Below are 17,419 nucleotides of genomic sequence, written 5' to 3' on the forward strand. Positions count from 1 at the left end.
TCATCCACGCCCTTGGGTGTGGACCGGAAAGACGTGGATGGCCGGGACAAGCCCGGCCATGACGGCGGTGGTAGTGGGCGCCGCCGTTTTTTCCGCATCGCGGTCGCTCTGGCCTTCGTGCTCATAGTAATCACCACCGCCTTCACGGCCTGGGTCGTCTCGCTCGGGCCGTTACCGTTGGAAGAGGCGCGCAAAGTCTCGACCACCATCGTCGACCGCAACGGCAAGCTGCTGCGCGCCTATGCGATGTCCGACGGTCGTTGGCGGCTGCCGGTCGATGCGAAGACTGCGGTCGATCCCGGTTATCTGAAACTACTGCTGGCGTATGAAGACCGCCGCTTCTGGTCGCATGGCGGCGTCGATCCGCTGGCGCTCGGGCGCGCGGCGCTGCAGTTCGGCAGCAGCGGCCACATCGTCTCCGGCGGCTCGACCATTACGATGCAATTGGCTCGGCTGATGGAGCCGCGGCGCGAGCGCTCGGTGTACGCAAAATTGCGCCAGATGGTGCGCGCGGTCCAGCTCGAGCGGCAGCTCAGCAAGGACGAAATCCTCGATCTCTATCTGGCGCTGGCGCCGTTCGGCGGCAACCTCGAAGGTATCCGCGCCGCATCCATCGGCTATTTCGGCAAGGAGCCGAAGCGGCTTTCGCTTGCGGAAGCAGCACTGCTGGTCGCGCTGCCGCAATCGCCGGAACGCCGCCGGCTCGACCGCTATCCGGAAGCAGCGCACGCCGCGCGCGATCGCGTGCTGGCCCGGATGGTCGAAGACGGCATGGTGTCGAAGGAGGACGCGGCGCAGGCGAGGGCGGCGGCGGTGCCGCGGCTGCGCAAGCCGATGCCGATCCTGGCGCCGCATTCCTCCGATGCCGCGATGGCGACGGTGAAGGATACGCCGCTGATCAAGCTCACGCTGGATTCGGCCTTGCAGAAAACGCTGGAGGCGCTGGCGCGCGACCGCGCGGTGGCGCAGGGACCGAACATTTCGGTAGCCATCATCGCGGTCGACAATGAAAGCGGAGACGTGTTGGCGCGTGTCGGCTCATCGGATTATTTCGACGAGCGCCGCGCCGGGCAGGTCGACATGACGCGCGCGGTGCGCTCGCCGGGCTCGACGCTAAAACCGTTCATCTATGGCCTCGCCTTCGAGGATGGCTTTGTACATCCGGAAAGCCTGATCGACGACCGTCCCATTCGTTTCGGCTCCTATGCGCCGGAAAATTTCGACATGACGTTTCAGGGCACGGTGCCGGTGCGCAAGGCGCTGCAGCTCTCACTGAACGTGCCGGCGATTGCGCTGCTCGATCGCGTCGGCTCCAGCCGACTGTCGTCGCGGCTGAAGCAGGCCGGCGGCAACTTGGTGCTGCCGAAGGACGAGGCGCCGGGCCTTGCGATGGGCCTTGGCGGCGTTGGCGTCACCTTGCAGGATCTGGCGCAGCTCTACACGGGTTTGGCGCGGCTTGGCGCGGCGCGGCCGCTGCGCGAGATCATGCTCGCCCAAGAAAAAAATAACGACGATCGCGAACCGATGCGGCTGATGGATCAGGCCGCGGCCTGGCAGGTCGGCAACGTGCTGTTCGGCACGCCGCCGCCGGAAAACGGCGTGCACAACAGGATCGCGTTCAAGACCGGCACCAGCTACGGCTATCGCGACGCGTGGTCGGTCGGTTTCGATGGCCGCATCACGATCGGGGTGTGGGTCGGGCGTCCCGACGGCGCGCCGGTGCCGGGCCTGGTCGGCCGCACCGCCGCAGCGCCGATCCTGTTCGACGCCTTTGCGCGCACTGGCAAGATCCCGGCGGCGCTGCCCAAGGCGCCGAAGGGCGCGCTGATCGCCAGCAATGCCAAGCTGCCGCTGCCGTTGCGGCGCTTCCGTCCCGTCGGCGAACTGATCCGCACCGGCAGCGATCAGATGCCGCGCATCCAGTTTCCGCTGAACGGCTCGCGGATCGACGTCGACCGTTCAGGCGGCGGGCAGGCCACGCCGATGCCGGTCAAGGTGGCCGGCGGCGTGCTGCCGCTGACCATCATGGTGAACGGTACCTCGGTCGGCGAAATCGACAGCCGGCGTCAGCGGCTGGTTGACCCGCCCGGGCCCGGCTTTGCGCGCCTGACGGTGATCGACGCGACGGGGGCGGCCGATACCGTCGTGATCCGGATACAGTGACGAAAAAGCGCCCAGCGACCACAGGTTAGGCGGATCTGTGGTGTTGTTTGCAGTGCGGTTTCATCGTATGCGAACAAGATGGTTGAAACCTTGCAACCCCCACGCTTCGGAGCGGGCCAACAGCCTGTAAAACCAGCGCATTCCAGCCGCAGGCTGGCCGCGGCGTTCGATTACGCGACCGCGAGCCATTTTCGCGCCATCGTGTTCCTGGTGCTCTGCGGCATCGTGCTTTTCCTGCCCGGATTCTTCAACATTCCGGCGATCGACCGTGACGAGGCCCGGTTCGCGCAGGCGACCAAGCAGATGGTCGAAAGCGGCGATTTCGTCGACATCCGCTTCCAGGACGACGTCCGCTACAAGAAGCCGGTCGGCATCTATTGGCTACAGGCCGCCGTGGTCGAAACCTCCTCGGCGCTCGGACTGCCGCGGGCGCAATTGCGCATCTGGCTCTATCGGATTCCCTCCCTGATCGGCGCCATCGGCGCGGTGCTGTTGACCTACTGGGCGGCGCTCGCCTTCGTCACGCGGCGCGGGGCAGCACTTGCGGCGCTGATGATGTGCAGTTCCGTCCTGCTCGGCGCCGAAGCCCGGCTCGCCAAAACGGACGCGATGCTGCTGTTGACCGTTGTCGCGGCGATGGGAGCGATGGCGCGGGTCTATCTGTCCTGGCAGCGCGGCGAGGATCCGGCGCGTCCGCCCTGGAGCGCGCCCGCGATCTTCTGGACTGCGCTGGCCGGCGGCATCCTGCTCAAGGGGCCGCTGATCCTGATGTTCGTCGGGTTGACCATCCTGGCGCTCGCGATCCTCGACCGCTCGGCGGCGTGGTTGTGGCGGCTGCGCCCGGTCTGGGGCCTGATGTGGACACTGGTGCTGGTACTGCCATGGTTCGTCGCGATCTTCTGGCGCGCGGGCGAGGCGTTCTTCTCCAATTCGCTCGGCGGCGACATGCTGAGCAAGCTCGGCGCACAGGAATCCCATGGCGCGCCGCCCGGCCTCTATCTGCTGCTGTTCTGGGTCACGTTCTGGCCCGGGGCGGCGCTGGCGGGGATGGCGGCGCCGGCGGTATGGCGCGCGCGGCGCGAGCCCGGCGCGCAATATCTGCTGGCCTGGCTGGTCCCGTCCTGGATCGTGTTCGAACTGGTTTTGACCAAGCTGCCGCATTACGTGATGCCGCTGTATCCGGCGATTGCGATCCTCACCGCCGGCGCGCTGGAGCGCCGCGTGCTGTCGCGGTCCTGGCTCAGGCGCGGCGCGGCCTGGTGGTTTGTCGTTCCGGCGGGCGCATCCGTGATCGCCGTCATCGGCGCTATCAAGCTGACGCATTACCCGGCCTTTCCGGCCTGGCCTTTCCTGGCGGCGGCGATGATCGCCGGCCTGATCGCGTGGTGGATGTTCGAGGACAGCCGTGCCGAGCGCTCGCTGTTGAATGCGGTGGTCGCGGCGATGTTTCTGGCGATCGGAATCTACGGCATCGTCATGCCGTCGCTGACGACGATGTTTCCGAGCGCCGAGGTCGCACGTGCGCTTCGCAACGTGGTCTGCGTTGGGCCAAGGGCCGCGGCATCCGGCTTTCACGAGCCCAGCCTGGTCTTCATGACCGGCACCAGCACGCTGCTCACCGACGGATCGGGCGCTGCCGATTTCCTCGGGCAGGGCAGTTGCCGCTTCGCGCTGGTGGAATCGCGCACCGAACGCGCCTTCGTCCAGCGCGCCGAGGCCATCGGGCTGCGCTACAACGTGGCGAAGCGGATCGAGGGCTATAACATCTCGCAGGGCAAGGCGATCTCGATCGCCATCTTCCGCTCGGAAGGTACGGAGTAAGATGGCCGGGAGCCCTGCTGTCGTTGAATCCAAAAACTATCTTTCCCGCTTCGGGACGCTGGCGTGGCTGTCACTGGCGCAGCTCGTGCGCTCGCCGTCGCATTCGCGGCGCGCCGAGGCTGCACGGCGGGCGGCACGACACGTGTTGTGGCTGTCGGCCGGCCTTGGTGCAGCGATCATCGTGCTGATGTACGCGATCGACGCGTGGGAAATCGCCCAGATGCCGAAACGCGGCACGCCGTCGCTGTGGTGGGTCCGCATTCTCACCGATTTCGGCAAGGACGAATATGTGCTGGCGGTGCTGGGGGGATTGCTGATCGCGGTCGCGCTTGTTTCACCGGCCTTGCGCGGCATCCAGCGCTCGCTGCTGCTCGGCCTGGGAACGCGGCTGCAGTTCATCTTCTGCGCGGTAATTGTGTCCAATCTGGTCACTGAAGTTCTGAAATATTGCGTCGGCCGCGGCCGGCCATTTGTCGGCGGCGAGGCGAACGCCTTCCACTTCTCGCACTTCGCAGGCAACCCGGCCTATTACAGCTTTCCTTCCGGCCACGCCACGACGGCCTTTGCGCTTGCCTTCGCCGTGTCGGTCGTATGGCCCCAGGCTCGCGTTGCGATGGCCGTCTATGCCCTGATCATTGCGGCGAGTCGTCTGGTGCTGCTGGCCCATCATCCGAGCGACGTCGTGGCCGGCGCGATGGTCGGCATCGTCGGCGCGATGTTCGTGCGATACTGGTTTGCGGCCCGCAGGCTCGGATTTGCGATCCAGCGCGACGGTAGCATTGTGTCCCTTGTCGGGCCCTCGTCCGGGCGCCTCAAAAGGGTTGCCCGCGGCGCTTTCGCCCCATAAAAGCGGACGCCGCCCGACGGCCCGATACGCCCGGTTCCGGGTTCTCCCAAGCCAACCAGACGAGTACCGATTTGACACCTTCCGACACAGATGCGGTCGCCGTTTCCATCGTTGTGCCGGTGCGCAACGAAGCGGAGAACGTCGCGCCGCTGGTTGCGGAAATCATCAGCGCGCTCGACGGCCGATGGGTCTACGAAATCATCTATGTCAACGACGGCTCGACCGATGCAACCGCGGGGCGGCTGGCTGATCTGATGAAGCAGCACCGTCAGCTCCGGCAACTCAAACACGCCAATTCTTCCGGGCAGTCGGCGGCGGTGCGTAGCGGGGTGCGGGCCGCGCGCGGCGCCATCGTGGCGACGCTCGACGGCGACGGCCAGAACAATCCGGTGTTCCTGCCGGACCTGATTGCGGCGGTCGAAAACGGCGGCGGCCGCGTCGGACTCGCGGCCGGCCAGCGGGTAGGGCGCAAGGATACCGGGTTCAAGAAACTGCAATCGCGCATAGCCAACGGCGTGCGCAACGGCATCCTGCGTGACGGCACCCGCGACACCGGTTGCGGGCTGAAGGCCTTCCCGCGCGAGGTGTTCATGTCGATGCCCTATTTCGACGGGCTACACCGGTTCCTGCCGGCGCTGGTACGCCGCGAAGGCTTCGACATCGCTTATGTCGACGTGATCGACCGTCCGCGCCATTCCGGCGTGTCCAATTACGGCTTCTTTGACCGGCTATGGATCGGGATCATGGATCTTGCCGGCGTGTGGTGGCTGATCCGCCGCAAGAAGCCGACGCCCGCTGTGACCGAGGTTCTCTGATGCTGATTCAATACGGCCAGGCGCTCGGCGATTATCTCTACGACGTCTTCGTCGCCAAGTTCGATTTCTGGCTGGCTTTCGGGCTGTGCGCCCAATTGCTGTTTACCGCCCGCTTCCTGGTGCAGTGGATCTCTAGCGAGCGTGCCGGGCAAAGCGTGGTGCCGATGGCGTTCTGGTTCTTCTCGATGGGCGGCGGGATGATGACGCTGGTCTACGGCATCGCCAAGCGCGAACCCGTGATCATCATCGGCCAGTCGCTGGCCACGATCATCTACATCAGAAACATCATGCTGATCGTGAAGAACCGCGGCAGCGCGTCGAAGACGCTGGATCGGTGAATACGGGCGGTCGAGGGGGATCAACCCTCTAATTTGCCCGAAAATTGCGCCGCGAGGCGTCGCTGCAGGCGTGTTCGAGGAACTCGGCGTTCAGCCGGAGGGTCGGGTTCGGTAAACGGAGTTCGAACGTATCAGTTACATTGCGAGCCGTTGCGATAGGCCAATTCCAACAATTCTTCGGTAAGACTGATCTACCATCGGGTGAATCACAACGAGCAGGGTCAGGGATCGAGATGTATGCGAATCGTCGCAGCAGCGAACGTCGGGCGTGCAGAAGCTTTGCAAAAATACAGTTCGCGACCGGTGGGCTGCCGCGCGATTGCATGATTTCCGACGTGTCGGATGGCGGTGTGAAGATCATCGCCGAATATCCCGAAATTCCTTCCGAATTTACGGTGATTTTTTCGGAGGGCAGGCCGCGTCAGTGCCGGCTGGCCTGGCGAATCGGCTGCGAACTCGGCGCGCAATTCGTCGACTAGGCCGCTTGGTTGCGCCGGGACGGGACGGCTCGGGCAGGGCGCAAGCGCCCGGCTGGCGCGTAGCGGGCTGCAAAGGTCACCGATTACCGCAAAAGTGGGCGAACTTAACCCGAACTTAGGGTTAAGCTGTGAGGGTTCCTGGACAGTTCCCGCCGTGAGTCCAGCTACATGCGACAGAAGTTGCTCCACCCGTCCCGTCTTGCGCGACTTCTTGCGTGCACATCGACCCTGATCCTGGCGTTGGGGCTTGGCGCCTGCCAGACCTCGGGACTATCCGACATCACCGGTTCGATCGACGAAAAGGCCGACACCGGTCGCGCCAGCGATCCGCGCCGCGACGTCGAGCTCTACCAGGAACGCTATCGCGCCAATCCGAAGGACGCCGACGCGGCGCTGAAATACGGCAAGGCGCTGCGCGCGACGGGACAGCGGTCGCAAGCGGTTGCGGTGCTCGAACAGGCCACCATCGCCCATTCCGGCAACAAGCTGCTGCTTGCCGCCTATGGCCGCGCGCTGGCGGATAACGGCAATTTCCAGCAGGCCTTCGACGTGCTCGGTCGCGCCCACAGCCCCGACGATCCCGATTGGCGGCTGCTCTCGGCGCAGGGAGCGACACTTGATCAGCTCGGTCGCTACGAGGAGGCGCGGCAATATTATGCGAGCGCGCTGAAGATAGCGCCCGAACAGCCATTGGTGCTGTCCAATCTCGGACTGTCCTACGTGCTTTCGAAGGATCTGCCCAAGGCTGAGGCGACGCTTCGCCGCGCCCAGGGTCTTGCGCCGACCGATCCGCGCGTGCGCGCCAATCTGGCGCTGGCGGTTGGCCTGCAAGGCCGTGTCGCCGATGCCGAAAAGATCGTGAAGGCCGATCTGCCGCCCACCGAGGCAGCCGCCAACGTGGCGCTGTTGAGGCAGATGCTGTCGCGGAAGGAGAACGCGCGCGCCGAGGTCGAGAAGATGCCGATCGCGTCCGCGGGACGCGCCAACTAGGCGTCAGCGCTCAAGGCGCTGCCGCCGTCGTTGTTTGCTCAGGCCCTGCGAGCCGTCGCGCCTTGCAGTTTCTTGATGATCGGTGCCAGGAACGATGTCCGGGACCGCTTGGTCACGGCATGGCCGGTCAGGCGCTGCGCCATCTGCAGGAACATCATGGTGGTGCGGTGCTTGGCGGCGATCTGCGCGATCATCTGGCCGTTATTGGCGGCGGTACCGAACATCCTTGAATCGAACGGAATGGCCGCGATCGGCTGGCTTTCGATCGCCTTGGCGAATTCGCGCGTGGTGATTTCCGGGCGCTTGTGCATGCCGACCTGGTTGAGGCAATAGAGCGGCGGCCGGTCGTTGGGCCGCGCCGCCTTCAGCACGTTCAGCATGTTCTTGGCGTTGCGCATGTTGGCGAGATCGGGCTCGGCGACGATCAGAATGTCGTCCGCGCCGACCAGCGTGCGCTTGGTCCACGCCGACCATTGATGCGGGACGTCGAGTACGATGCAGGGCGTGGTCATGCGCATCGTATCGAAGATCGCGTCGAACGCATCGGCGCCGAAATCATAGACCTGGTCCAATGTTGCCGGCGCCGCGAGCAGGTCGAGGCGGTCGGTGCATTTCGACAGCAGGCGCTCCATGAAGGCGGAGTCCGGCCGTTCCGGCTGGAAGACCGCATTGGCAATGCCTTGAACCGGGTCCTGGTTGTAATCGAGGCTGGCGGTGCCGAAGGCGAGGTCGAGATCGATCACGACGGAATCCAGCGCGAGATCGCGCGCGATCGCCCAGGCCACGTTGTGCGCGACGGTGGAGGCACCGACGCCGCCCTTGGCGCCGACCACGGCGATGATGCGGCCGACGGCCACGGCCTCGGAGGCCGCGTAGAGACCGCATATTGCGCGTACGACGTCGATCGGTTCGATCGGGCCGGTCACGTAGTCGCTGATGCCGCGCCGCACCAGTTCACGATAGGGCGTGACGTCGTTGGCGCTGCCGATCACGACGACGCGGGTACCGGCGTCGCAGACGGTCGCGAGTTCATCAAGGGCTTCGAGAATGTCGGAGCCTGGTTCGGTCTCCAACAAAATGACGTTCGGCGTCGGCGCCTTGTGGTAGGTCTCGATGGCGGCGGCAATGCCGCCCATGTGAACCGTAAGGTGGGCCTTGCCGAGACGGCGGTCTTCGCTCGCCGCGCGCACCGCGGTGGCGATCGCGACGCTGGCGCAAAAGGCCTGTACCGATACGCGTGGCGCCGGCGAGATGTATTCCTCGGGCTGCGCCGGCGTGTCGTCCAGTTGATCGTCTGAATTTTGAAAGACGCGGCTGATCATTTGCCTGTATCGCTGAGTTTGGCCTTGTCGGCTTCGGGATAGGTGGTGTTTGTCGGATCGCCCTTGCGGTATCTTTCAAAGGCGGCACTGCGCCGCGGCGTATAAGCGGGGCTCTCGGGACGTGGCTGTTCGAGATCGGCCGGATTGTCGATCATCGCGGCAAGGTTGCGTTGCGTGGCGCAGCCGAAATTGTGATAGGAGCGATTTTCGTTGTAGGCGGCATTGTCGATATTCGGTCCGAGGTCTTGCGGCCACAGGCCGCAAGGTCCCGCCACGGCGGTAATCTTCGGATAGCTAAGCCGGATCGTCGGCAGCGTACGGGGATCGTCCGGCCGGTAGTGACGCAGCGTGATGGCGCGCGAGGGCACCCCGCCAGCCATCAGCACCGACTGAATTTCCCGGGCCGACGCTGCGGCCGCGCGCGCGTTCGGCGTATCGATCGGGACATCGGCGACGATCGCGCCGGTGCCTTCGCGCACCCAGGTCTGTGCCAGGCCCATGACGTCGGCACGTTGCGACCCGGAAAGGCCGCCACGGGCATGACCGACGAACACCACGATCGAGCGGTTGGCTTCGGTCACCGCGATCGGATGACGGTGGCGGTAATCATCGGACACGCTGGCGGTCACGATTTCCGTGGTCTGCGGCGTGCAGGCTCCGAGCGCGGCCGAAAGGCCCAGCACAGCGCCAAGCATGCGCGAGGCTTTGACGCGATGGAGCGGTGTTCTCGTTATCATCATTCTGTCCTCGTCCCCACGCAGTGAACAGTGCTGCATTTCAATCAATGATGAAGCCAAAATTGCCTTGGACACCGGCTACGGTATCGACGCGAGGGGCGAGCCCGTAGATCCGGTTGATGCGCCCAAGCAGCGTCGACTGTGAATCGGATGCGGGCGCGAATCCGTCATCGGGCCGCGACAGTTCTTTTTGCGCGATGGCCCGGACGACATAGGGCGTCACGATGACCATCAGCTCGGTCTGGTTGTTGACGAAGTCCTGGCTGCGGAACAGCGCGCCCAGAACCGGCAATTGATCGAGCCCCGGCAGCCCGTTGATGGCCTGCTTGGTTTGCTCTTGGATCAGGCCGGCCATCGCCATCGAGCCGCCGGAGGGTATTTCCAGCGTCGTCTCGGCGCGGCGGGTCTTGATCGAGGGAATGGTTGTTCCACCTTGGCCGCCAGTCAGAGAGTTTTCGGTCGAGACTTCCGAAACTTCCGTCATCACCCGCAGGCTGATCCGTCCCTCAGACAGTACGACCGGCGTGAAGTTGAGCGAGATGCCAAATTTCTTGAAACTGACGGTCTGGACGCATTGTCCGATGCCACCACCCGTTGTTGTTTGGCAGCTTACGCCGGTTGGAATGGGAAATTCGCCGCCCGAGATAAACGTTGCGGATTCGCCGGAGATCGCCGTCAGATTGGGTTCGGCGAGCGTCTTCACGACACCGGCCTTTTCCATCGCGCGAAGCACCGCCTGGACCGACGGCATCGTGCCGGCCGCTATGCCAAGGCCATTGCCGGGCACGAGGGGCGCGTTGTTTGCAGTGAAGGGATTGGTATTGTTGAAATTCACGGTCGTATTGCCGACATTCAATTGGGCGCTGAGATCGACACCCATCTGTTTGACGACATCCCGCCGGACTTCCGCGACAGTGACCTTCAACATCACCTGATCGCGGCCGCGAACCACAATCGAGTTGACGACCTTCTCAGATCCGCCGACCAGCCGCGCGGCGATCTCACCGGCCTGTTGGGCTTCGACTGGGCTCGATACCGAGCCGGTCAGCAGCACGCTGTCGCCGACGCCCTCGATCTGGATTCCCGGCAACGTCTGCCGCAGCGCGGCGCGCACGCCGTTGAGATCACGCTTGATTGCGATATCGTAGGAAGCGATCTGCTGACCATCGCCGTCGAAAAACACCACGTTGGTCTGGCCGACCGCGCCGCCGATGATATAGGCGCGCTGCGGGGAGCGAATGACGGCATTGGCGATCTTCGGGTCGGCGACCAGCACATCCTTCACGTCGCGCGGCAGGTCGACGACCACGGATTTGCCGATGCCGAGCGACAGGAAGCGCATCTTGACCGGGCCGATAGCGGAGGTCGTTACGGGATCCTTCTCGGGTTCGGCCGCGACGACAGGCAGCAGCGGAGCGAGCGTCAGCGCAGCGACGGCCGACAACAACAGGGTGCGCGCCGCTACGGTTCGCATCGCTGACTGATTATCCCCAAACTTCATCTCAGGCGTCCTTTCGGTCACTTCTGTGCCGTCGTTTGATTGGCGACCCCGTAGCGAACCACGTTGACGCTCTCACTTCGTTTTTTAACCTGATCCTCGGACTGGCCTTCAGCCGTCGCGTTGACATCGGTGATGCTGCGTAGCGCGAGCGCCAGCGTGCCGCTCTGGCGCGCGCGCGTCAGTGTCTCGGCCTGCTCGGGCTTCAGTTCGAGCGTGGCGGTGCGGCCGACGAGGGTGTTGATGCCTTCTTTTTCCTTCGGTGCCTGATCGATCGCCAGCACACGGATATTGGAGAGAATGATTTCCGACTGGACGACGTCCGCTCCTTTGCTTTCCGGATTCTTTTCGCGCTTGGAGAGGATGACGTCGACGCGGTCATTGGGCAGGATGAAGCCGCCGGCGCCGGTTTCCGGCGAGATCTCGATCGAGATCGCCCGCATGCCGGTCGGCAGGATGGCTGCCATGAAGCCGGAGCCGTTGGCCCTGACCAGCTTCTGCTCACGGATCGGCTCGCCTGCGATGAAGGGCGAGCGTGCGATCGAACCGGCGATTTCCTTGATGGCGTCGGCCCTGCTGGCGCGGTTGACCAGATTGTTGCCGGCGGAAGCCGGCCAGGTCTGCCATTGCAGGTCTTCGGGCTTGACCGGCTGGCCGAGCCCGATGTCGGACTTCGCGACCAGAATTTCCACCGTCGGCAACTGCGCGACCGGTTCGGCCACGGTGCGCGGTTTTTCTTCAGTGCCACGGGCGAGATAGGCGGCGACACCGCCGGCACTCAACGCGATGATCAGAACGACGACACGTGCGATATTCATACGCTTTACTACTCTTACGCAGGGACGCCCCAACTGCATGGCAATGACAGCCATCCCCGGAGGTATGACTAGGCATCAAAGGTATAAGGGAACTTGAGGCGTGAAGTTTTTGGCTGATCGGACAGCGCGATTCACCGTCATGGTGAACGAGCGGTTATCGTTTGAAGAAAATTGTCCGCAAAAATCCGGGGAAGCGGCCGTGACGGCAACGCGCGGTTGATCTGGTCCAGCAGATGCAAGCGAAAGCACTCCGCTGCATCGGCCGCCGCCAAGGACCGCTCAAAAATTGAACAGAAATAGCCGCCTTATGCGGCGGCCTTCAACGCTGCAAAGCCGCGCTCGAGATCGGCCTTGAGGTCGTCGACATTCTCCAGGCCGATGTGGAGCCGGAGCGTCGGCCCGCCGGGAGACCATTTGGTCGCGGTGCGGTAGGGATCGCAGTCGAACGGGATGATGAGGCTTTCGAAGCCGCCCCACGAAAAGCCCATGCCGAACAGCTTCACAGTATCGAGCAGGGCATCGACCGCCTTCTGCGGCACCGGCTTCAGGACGATGCTGAACAGGCCGGAGGCGCCGGTGAAGTCGCGCTTCCAGATCGCGTGGCCGGGATGGCTTTCGAGCGCCGGATGCAGGACCGACAAGACTTCGGGGCGGCCGGCGAGCCAGCGCGCCATTTCAAGGCCCGAGCGATAATGCTGCGCGAGCCGCACCGAAAGCGTGCGGGTGCCGCGCAGCGCCAGGAAGACGTCGTCGGGACCGGCGCAGACGCCAAGCAGGCGGATGCCCTCGGCGAGCAGCGGCCAGGTTTTCGCGTTCGCCGAAATCGTGCCGAACATGATGTCGGAATGGCCGCCGATATATTTGGTGGCGGCCTGCATGCTGATGTCGACGCCCTGGTCGAGCGAACGATGAAACAGCGGCGTGGCCCAGGTGTTGTCGTCGATGACGAGCGCGCCCCTCGCATGCGCGACCTCGGCGATGGCGGGGATGTCGCTCATCTCAAACGACTGCGAGCCGGGCGCCTCGACCAGCACCGCTTTGGTATTGGGCTTGAACAGGCTTTCGATCCCGACGCCGATCAGCGGATCGAAATAGCTGACCTCGACGCCGTAGCGGGCGAGCATGCCGTTGCAGAAATTGCGCGACGGCCGGTAGACGTTGTCGGTCACCAGCACATGATCGCCGGCGCTTAGCACCGAGAGCAGGGTGGTGGTGATCGCGGCCAGTCCCGATGGCGCGAGACCAACGCCGGCGCATTGCGGGCCTTCCAGTGACATCAGCACGTCCTGCAGCGCCCGCGTGGTCGGAGAGCCGTGACGCCCGTAGGAGAATTCGGCGCGGTGGGCGTGCAGGTCCTCGGCGGTTGGATAGAGCACGGTCGAACCGTGGTACACGGCGGGGTTGACGAACCCCCTCTGGCCCTGCGTGTCGCGGCCCGCCGTGACCAGTCTGGTTTCGGGTTTTTGTGGGTGGGATTCGTCGTTCGAAGAGCTCATGCATTTGCCGTAAGACGTTATGCCGCAGCCGCAACTAGATCGCGAAAACACCGCCGGGCGGCGGGTCGGGGCCGGCTCAGGTTAATAACAAGATACAGAAGACAGCAGTCAACCCCTTGACCCGGCACGCCAGTCGTTCTGAGATGCGAACCAACTAACAGTCGCTGCAAGTTGAGGGGCCTGCCGCGATATCAGATCCATTGCCTGACCGGACCGCACGTCAAACGGCACGGTCAGCATGACGCTTTTCAGCGAGGGATCAGCGGGTTGGCCCAACAACGTCAGGCGCTGCCTAAAAAACGATCTCCGGACGACCCCTTGAAAGGCCTTACCCATGAAACGCGTATCTCTGGTTGTTACCCTTGCCCTAGCCGCCGGTCTCTCTGCCCAGGCCGCCTCGGCGCAAACCCTCAAGACGGTCAAGGACCGCGGCATGCTGTCCTGCGGCGTGAGCCAGGGCCTGCCGGGGTTCTCGTCTCCGGATGACAAGGGTAACTGGACCGGGCTCGACGTCGACATCTGCCGCGCGATCGCGGCCGCCATCTTCAACGACGCGAGCAAGATCAAGTTCGTGCCGCTGTCGGCCAAGGACCGTTTCACCGCGCTGCAGTCGGGCGAAATCGACGTGTTGTCGCGCAACACCACCTGGACGCTGTCGCGCGATACCTCGCTCGGCGCCAACTTTACTGGCGTGACCTATTACGACGGCCAGGGCTTCATGGTGAAGAAGGCGCTGAAGGTGAATTCCGCGCTGGAATTGAACAGCGCGTCGGTCTGTGTGCAGCAAGGCACCACTACCGAGCAGAATCTGGCCGACTACTTCAAGGGCAACAACATGAAGTACGAGGTGATCGCTTTCGGCACCAACGACGAAGCCGTCAAGGCCTATGAGTCCGGACGCTGCGATGTCTTCACCACCGATGTGTCCGGGCTTTATGCCGATCGTTTGAAGCTTGCGAACACGGCCGACCATGTCGTGCTTCCGGAAGTGATCTCGAAAGAGCCGCTCGGCCCGATGGTGCGCCATGGCGACGACCAGTGGTTCGATATCGTGAAATGGACGCTTTTCGGGATGATCACTGCGGAAGAGCTGGGCATTACCCAGAAGAACGTCGACGAGATGGCGAAATCGGACAAGCCCGAGATGAAACGGGTATTCGGCACCGACGGCAATCTCGGCGAACAGCTCGGCCTGACCAAGGATTGGGTGTCGCGGATCGTGAAAGCGGTCGGCAATTACGGCGAGTCCTTCGAGCGCAACGTCGGCGCCAGTTCCAAACTCGGTATTGCCCGCGGCCTCAACAACCTCTGGAGCAAGGGCGGCATCCAGTACGCACCGCCGATCCGCTAGGCACCAGCGAGAGGGGCTGCGGCGATGGCCATCGAACCCCGAAAACCACCGTCGCAGCTACTTCCCAGGCTGCAGCGGGCGCTGGGCGGGCGGACGGGCTGGAGCGGTTTCGTGCTCCAGCTCCTGTTCGTCGCAGCCCTCGCCTGGATCTGCTACGAGATCGTCGCCAACGCCCGCGCCAATCTGCAGGCGCAGCGGATCACTGCGGGCTTTGGGTTCCTCGCCAATACCGCGGGCTTTGACGTCAGCCAGAACCTGATCCCCTATTCGGGGTCCGACAGCTATACCCGCGTGTTTCTGGTCGGGCTGCTGAACACGCTGGTGGTCTCGGTCATCGGCATCTTCTTTGCGACCCTGATCGGGTTCATCGTCGCGCTCAGCCGTCTGTCGCCGAACTGGCTGCTGTCGCGGATCGCGGGCGGCTATGTCGAGCTGATACGTAATCTGCCGCTGCTGTTTCAGATCCTGTTCTGGTATCTCGCCGTCCTCGCCGCGCTGCCCAATCCGCGGCAGAGCATTTCGATCTTCGACAGCTTCTTCATCAGTAACCGCGGCCTGGTCATTCCAAAGCCGATCGGCACTCCCGGTTTTGAGCCGTTCGTCGTTGCGGTACTGGTGGCGATCGTTGCTGCGATTGCACTGTCGCGCTACGCGCGCCGGCAATTGTTCGAGAGCGGCAAGGTCATCAAGGTCTGGCCCTATGCGTTGGGCCTGGTGATCGGCCTGCCATTGATCAGCGCCCTGATCTTTGGTGCTCCGGTCTCGTTTGAAATTCCCGCGTTGAAGGGGTTCAACTTCGCCGGCGGCGCGCGCGTCATTCCGGAATTCGTCGCCCTGGCGCTGGCGCTCTCGACCTATACGGCAGCTTTCATCGCCGAGATCGTGCGGGCCGGCATTCAGTCCGTCCACAAGGGACAGATGGAGGCCGGCTCCTCGCTCGGGCTGCAGCGCGGTTCGGTGCTGCGGCTGATCGTGATCCCGCAGGCGATGCGCGTCATCCTGCCACCGCTCACCAACCAGTATCTCAACCTGACCAAGAACTCCTCGCTGGCGGTGGCGATCGGCTATCCCGACCTCGTCTCCGTATTCGCCGGCACGACGCTGAGCCAGACCGGGCAGGCGATCGAAATCATCGGCATCACCATGGGCGTCTATCTGCTGATCTCGCTGGTCACGAGTGCGATCATGAGTTTCTACGGATGGCGTATCAGCCGGAGTATGGGGTGATGAGCGAAACCACACCATCCGTGTTCGTTCGCCAGGAACTCGTCGGCGAGCGGCCGGCGCCGGTAAAGACCACCGGTTTTGTCGGCTTCCTGCGCACGCGCCTGTTCAATTCGCCGACCAATATCCTGATCACCATCGTCAGCGCGTTGCTGCTCTGGTTCATCCTCGTGCCCGCGATCAGGTTCACGCTGATCGACGCGGTCTGGACCGGTCAGGATCGCACCGCCTGCCTTCCGAAAGGTCCGGGCGACGTGGTTGGCGCCTGCTGGCCGTTCATTCAGGCCAAGTTTTCGCAGTTCATCTACGGATTCTATCCTGAGCCGGAGCGATGGCGCGTCAACCTGGTGTTCGTTCTTGCCGCGATCCTGCTGGTGCCGCTGCTGATTCCGCGGCTGCCGGGCAAAGCGCCCAACGCCATACTCTTCTTCCTCGCCTTGCCGGTCGTGGCGTTCTTTCTGCTGCATGGTGGCGGCCTCGACGGTTTAGGGGTGAGTTGGACCGCGGAGTTGCTGTCGAGTCTGACAAGTGGAATCAAGAATGCCGGTGTTGCCGGCATCAATGCGAGCCATCCGATTTTTGGACCGTTCCTGTCTCTGCTCGGATGGTTGGGGTTCTCAGTGGGCGTCGTTCTTTCGTACGTCATCTGGCCGCTGACGTGGTTGCGTGACCAGATTCAGGCAACGGGCAGTCCGGTTTGGGCCGACCTCGCGGCGACTGCCGTGATCGTGTCGGCCTTATTGTTCTGGCTGAGTGGCGGCCTGCGTTCCGGCTGGCGCCCGCTTGTCACCTGCCTTGCGATCTTCGCCGGTATCGGCATCGTCATCGCGGTCATGGGGCTCGACCGTGGCGGATTGCCGGTGGTCGGCACGCGGTTGTGGGGCGGCTTGCTGGTGACGCTTGTGGTGTCGGTGATCGGCATCGTCGCGTCGATGCCGGTCGGCATTGCGCTCGCGCTCGGCCGACGTTCGTCGATTCCGCTGATCCGGATTTTCTCGATCGCCTTCATCGAGTTCTGGCGCGGCGTTCCGCTGATCACGGTGTTGTTCTTCGCCACCTATATGTTGCCGCTGTTCGTTCCGGCGGGTTTTACCATCGACGGGTTGATGCGGGCGCTGATCGGGATCGCGCTGTTTGCCGGCGCCTACCAGGCCGAAACCATCCGCGGCGGCCTGCAGGCGATCCCGCGCGGGCAGGGCGAGGCGGCGAGCGCGCTCGGCCTGTCCTGGGGCAAGACCACGGCGCTGATCGTGATGCCGCAGGCGTTGCGCCACGTCATCCCCGGCCTCGTCAACAGTTTCATCGCCCTGTTCAAGGATACCTCATTGGTCTCGATCGTCGCGCTGTTCGATTTGCTGGGATCGATGCGCGCGGCGTTTTCCGATCCGGTCTGGTCGACGCCCACCACGCTGTTCACCGGCTTTGCCTTCACCGGGATCATCTATTTCATCTTCTGCTTTGGGATGTCGCGTTACTCGCTGTTCGTCGAGAACAGGCTGAACGCACATCGGCGCAACTGA

15 protein-coding genes are annotated in these 17,419 nt (G+C 63.7%); 10 read left to right on the plus strand and 5 right to left on the minus strand.

The annotated features are described in order from the left end of the window. Window positions 1-33 precede the first annotated feature (33 nt). The 7 genes from pbpC to KIP88_RS19245 all read left to right on the plus strand — a co-directional run bounded on the left by pbpC (window position 34) and on the right by KIP88_RS19245 (window position 7,453). Complete coding sequence (gene pbpC, locus KIP88_RS19215; RefSeq protein WP_374226481.1) at window positions 34-2,163, plus strand: penicillin-binding protein 1C; 2,130 nt, start codon at window positions 34-36, stop codon at window positions 2,161-2,163. 78 nt (window positions 2,164-2,241) lie between these two features. Next, window positions 2,242-3,984: a glycosyltransferase family 39 protein gene (locus KIP88_RS19220; protein WP_214489518.1), complete on the plus strand. Its 1,743-nt coding sequence runs from the start codon at window positions 2,242-2,244 to the stop codon at window positions 3,982-3,984. Between the two features lies 1 nt (window position 3,985). After that, window positions 3,986-4,831: a phosphatase PAP2 family protein gene (locus KIP88_RS19225; protein ID WP_214489519.1), complete on the plus strand. Its 846-nt coding sequence runs from the start codon at window positions 3,986-3,988 to the stop codon at window positions 4,829-4,831. A gap of 71 nt (window positions 4,832-4,902) precedes the next feature. Next, complete coding sequence (locus KIP88_RS19230; protein ID WP_214489520.1) at window positions 4,903-5,646, plus strand: glycosyltransferase family 2 protein; 744 nt, start codon at window positions 4,903-4,905, stop codon at window positions 5,644-5,646. Beyond that, a complete protein-coding gene (locus KIP88_RS19235) occupies window positions 5,646-5,984 on the plus strand; it encodes a lipid-A-disaccharide synthase N-terminal domain-containing protein (RefSeq protein WP_214489521.1) in 339 nt (112 codons plus the stop codon). Before KIP88_RS19230 ends, KIP88_RS19235 begins: the two co-directional genes overlap by 1 nt. A gap of 233 nt (window positions 5,985-6,217) precedes the next feature. Next, a complete protein-coding gene (locus tag KIP88_RS48190; RefSeq protein ID WP_108519442.1) occupies window positions 6,218-6,463 on the plus strand; it encodes a PilZ domain-containing protein in 246 nt (81 codons plus the stop codon). 168 nt (window positions 6,464-6,631) lie between these two features. Then, the gene (locus tag KIP88_RS19245) at window positions 6,632-7,453 is read left to right on the plus strand and encodes a tetratricopeptide repeat protein (RefSeq protein ID WP_214489522.1); all 822 of its coding nucleotides are present in this window, start codon (window positions 6,632-6,634) and stop codon (window positions 7,451-7,453) included. A 38-nt stretch (window positions 7,454-7,491) separates the two neighbouring features. Here KIP88_RS19245 and KIP88_RS19250 read toward each other — a convergent pair whose 3' ends face one another. From KIP88_RS19250 to metC, 5 genes are all read right to left on the minus strand, one after another. Further along, window positions 7,492-8,775 carry a CpaE family protein gene (locus tag KIP88_RS19250; RefSeq protein ID WP_214489523.1) on the minus strand — a complete coding sequence of 428 codons (1,284 nt, stop codon included), beginning with the start codon at window positions 8,773-8,775 and terminating at the stop codon, window positions 7,492-7,494. Beyond that, window positions 8,772-9,515 (minus strand): CpaD family pilus assembly protein, encoded by a 744-nt coding sequence (locus KIP88_RS19255; RefSeq protein WP_214489524.1) that lies wholly within the window; start codon window positions 9,513-9,515, stop codon window positions 8,772-8,774. The genes KIP88_RS19250 and KIP88_RS19255 overlap by 4 nt, the downstream gene beginning before the upstream one ends. A gap of 37 nt (window positions 9,516-9,552) precedes the next feature. Further along, the gene (locus KIP88_RS19260) at window positions 9,553-11,013 is read right to left on the minus strand and encodes a type II and III secretion system protein family protein (RefSeq protein WP_214489525.1); all 1,461 of its coding nucleotides are present in this window, start codon (window positions 11,011-11,013) and stop codon (window positions 9,553-9,555) included. A gap of 17 nt (window positions 11,014-11,030) precedes the next feature. Further along, window positions 11,031-11,828, minus strand: a complete 798-nt coding sequence (cpaB, locus tag KIP88_RS19265) for a Flp pilus assembly protein CpaB (RefSeq protein ID WP_214489526.1) — start codon at window positions 11,826-11,828, stop codon at window positions 11,031-11,033. A gap of 305 nt (window positions 11,829-12,133) precedes the next feature. Further along, the gene (gene metC / locus KIP88_RS19270; protein ID WP_214489527.1) at window positions 12,134-13,324 is read right to left on the minus strand and encodes a cystathionine beta-lyase; all 1,191 of its coding nucleotides are present in this window, start codon (window positions 13,322-13,324) and stop codon (window positions 12,134-12,136) included. 334 nt (window positions 13,325-13,658) lie between these two features. On the opposite strand from metC, the gene KIP88_RS19275 reads away from it, so the two are divergent. The 3 genes from KIP88_RS19275 to KIP88_RS19285 are packed head-to-tail and all read left to right on the plus strand — an operon-like array spanning window position 13,659 to window position 17,419. Then, window positions 13,659-14,675 carry an amino acid ABC transporter substrate-binding protein gene (locus KIP88_RS19275; RefSeq protein WP_214489528.1) on the plus strand — a complete coding sequence of 339 codons (1,017 nt, stop codon included), beginning with the start codon at window positions 13,659-13,661 and terminating at the stop codon, window positions 14,673-14,675. 24 nt (window positions 14,676-14,699) lie between these two features. Beyond that, complete coding sequence (locus KIP88_RS19280; RefSeq protein ID WP_214489529.1) at window positions 14,700-15,902, plus strand: amino acid ABC transporter permease; 1,203 nt, start codon at window positions 14,700-14,702, stop codon at window positions 15,900-15,902. Next, the gene (locus KIP88_RS19285) at window positions 15,902-17,419 is read left to right on the plus strand and encodes an amino acid ABC transporter permease (RefSeq protein ID WP_214489530.1); all 1,518 of its coding nucleotides are present in this window, start codon (window positions 15,902-15,904) and stop codon (window positions 17,417-17,419) included. Before KIP88_RS19280 ends, KIP88_RS19285 begins: the two co-directional genes overlap by 1 nt.

The sequence above is a fragment of the Bradyrhizobium sp. SRL28 genome, from assembly GCF_018596315.1.
In the GTDB taxonomy this organism is placed as follows: domain Bacteria; phylum Pseudomonadota; class Alphaproteobacteria; order Rhizobiales; family Xanthobacteraceae; genus Bradyrhizobium.